Source organism: Belliella buryatensis, assembly GCF_900188245.1.
In the GTDB taxonomy this organism is placed as follows: domain Bacteria; phylum Bacteroidota; class Bacteroidia; order Cytophagales; family Cyclobacteriaceae; genus Belliella; species Belliella buryatensis.
The window spans coordinates 1-2146 of the sequence record NZ_FZOK01000039.1; the positions used below are offsets into that span (position 1 = coordinate 1).

The following is a 2146-nucleotide window of genomic DNA, read 5'->3' on the forward strand; positions in this document are numbered from 1 at the left end:
AGATGAATTGGGGGACTGTTCCTGATCTTCCAAATAGCGTGGCGCTGATGGCTACCAATGGAAGACCTTACTTCCTTGATGTGACTTGGAATCAATCCACACTGAATAGGTTCAGAAGAGGTACTTATGATTTGATTGGGGAAATAGCAGAGACTGAATGGATCAAAAATCCTGATGCTTTACAAGCAGCAATCAAAGTCAATGTCCTACCAAAAGCAAAACCAGAAGACATCTTATTGTCCAACAGCACCTTCGATGGGGCTAGAACGAGTCAGGAAGTAGCGATCGGTACATTGAGTGTAGTGGATCCTATAGACAACAGACATGTACTGGGTGTTCCACATGGCTTGGAGGACAACAGATACTTCAGGGTGATCAATGATGTGCTCTACTGGAGCAGTGAAGATCCTGCAGCAGGCAGAACCACATTCAAGATTGTCGTGAGGGTAACAGATAGGGACTTCAATACGCTGGACAAGGTCTTTGAAATCACAAGAAACAGAGAGCGCGTATCAGAGATTGAGATCTACAATACCTTCACACCAGATGGAGATGGCATCAATGATACCTGGGGTGTACCAGAGATTCGCTACTACAGAGGAGCGAGAGTTCAGGTATTTGAGCGCAGTGGCAAGCGACTTTTCTACACAGAAGATCCGGATCAGAGATGGGATGGAACCTTCGAAGGCAAGGAGATGCCTGTGGGCAGCTACTACTGGACACTCGAGGTGAGAGAGACAGGAGAAGTGAGAAAAGGAATCTTGAATCTGTTAAGAAAGTAAATAGGTAAAAGGGACTAGGTAAAAGGAGAAAGGACGAGTTTGTAGATAAATGACTCGTCACTCCTTTAACCTTTGACCTTTGACCTCAAAATATAAAGTCATGAAAAAAACAATCATCTTATTCATAGGAATAGCCCTTGTAACGACAACGGATATTCTCGCTCAATCTAGGAAATACATCTCTCAATTCAGCCACTTGCAGGGCTATTACAATCCGGCCCTGACAGGCTATGAAGGTTCCATGATTCGCGGCTTTGTCCGCAATCAGTGGGCAGGCTGGGAGGGAGCACCGAAGACTTACTTTGCCTCGGCAGAACTAGACTTCGGCCAACTCTCGGGTCAAGCCTCAGGAGATATCCTAGGCAAGAACGCAGCTGGTATCTCTATCCTGCATGACCAGTATGGAGCCTTTGCAGAGACGGAGTTTGTAGCTAGCTATGCATCCAGAATCCAAATAGGAGAAAAGACCAACCTAAGATTAGGAGCTGGTTTAAATTACCGCTCTGTTCGCCTAGATGGGAATAGCATGACAACGGAGCAAGCAGATGACCCGATAGTAGGACAGTACCTCGGGAGCTTCTCAAATATGCAGGTGATGGACTTCAACTTAGGGATAGCGGTAACACACCCAAACTACTATGTATCTTATGCAGTACACCATGTGAATCAAGGAGCGATCAACTCAGGAGATGTATTCATGGAGAGAATGCCAAGAGTAGGCATCTTCCAAGCAGGCTACAGGAACAGAATGAGCGACAACCTAGCTCTAGCAACCAACTTCATGTACAGGAGTCAGATAGACTTGCCAGACAATGTAGAATTCAATATGAAAGTAGTATTGAAAGAGAAGTTCTGGCTAGGAGGTGGGCACAGAATAGACTACGCAAACAACTTCCAGTTTGGCTTGCTGTTTGACAAGATGCGCATAGGCTATATCTACGAGATGCCGATGCTAAGAAGCTACCTGCTCCCGAATGTGACACATGAGTTTATGCTGACCTATGCCTTGTTTGGAGATAGGAGAGGGGTGATATGGTAAGGGAGCGTAGGTTGTAAGGTGATGTTTTGTAATAGGGCTGTTAAGTGTTAAGCGTTAAGCGTTAAGTGTTCAAAGTGGCGACTCCGTCATATTCACGAATCCTCTTCGCTTAACGTTTTAACTATTAACACTTAACGGCTTTGCCTAAGAAACCCGAAGAGCACGAAAGAGGATGTTAAAGGTTCATCGTTCACCGTTCAAAGAAGCGGCTCCGTCATATTTACGATTCCATGTCATTCCCTGAAATAGGTTGACCGTTTTTAACCCTTAAATTAGATGTTAAAGACTGGAAAAAGGATTAATTCCCAAAGGAGATTTTCTGAAG

At 44.8% G+C, this 2146-nt stretch carries 2 protein-coding genes; both read left to right on the plus strand.

Annotated elements, in window-relative coordinates; all coding sequences use genetic code 11:
* The coding region (locus CHB66_RS16690) for a gliding motility-associated C-terminal domain-containing protein (protein WP_089242545.1) at positions 1 to 782 on the plus strand (782 nt) is incomplete at its 5' end.
* A gap of 100 nt (positions 783 to 882) precedes the next feature.
* Positions 883 to 1821, plus strand: a complete 939-nt coding sequence (locus CHB66_RS16695; protein WP_089242546.1) for a PorP/SprF family type IX secretion system membrane protein — start codon at positions 883 to 885, stop codon at positions 1819 to 1821.
* Positions 1822 to 2146: the final 325 nt, after the last annotated feature.

Coding starts and splice junctions, on each gene's coding strand:
- CHB66_RS16695 (WP_089242546.1), top strand. CDS start 883: ATGAAAAAAACAATCATCTTATTCATAGGAATAGCCCTTGTAACGACA.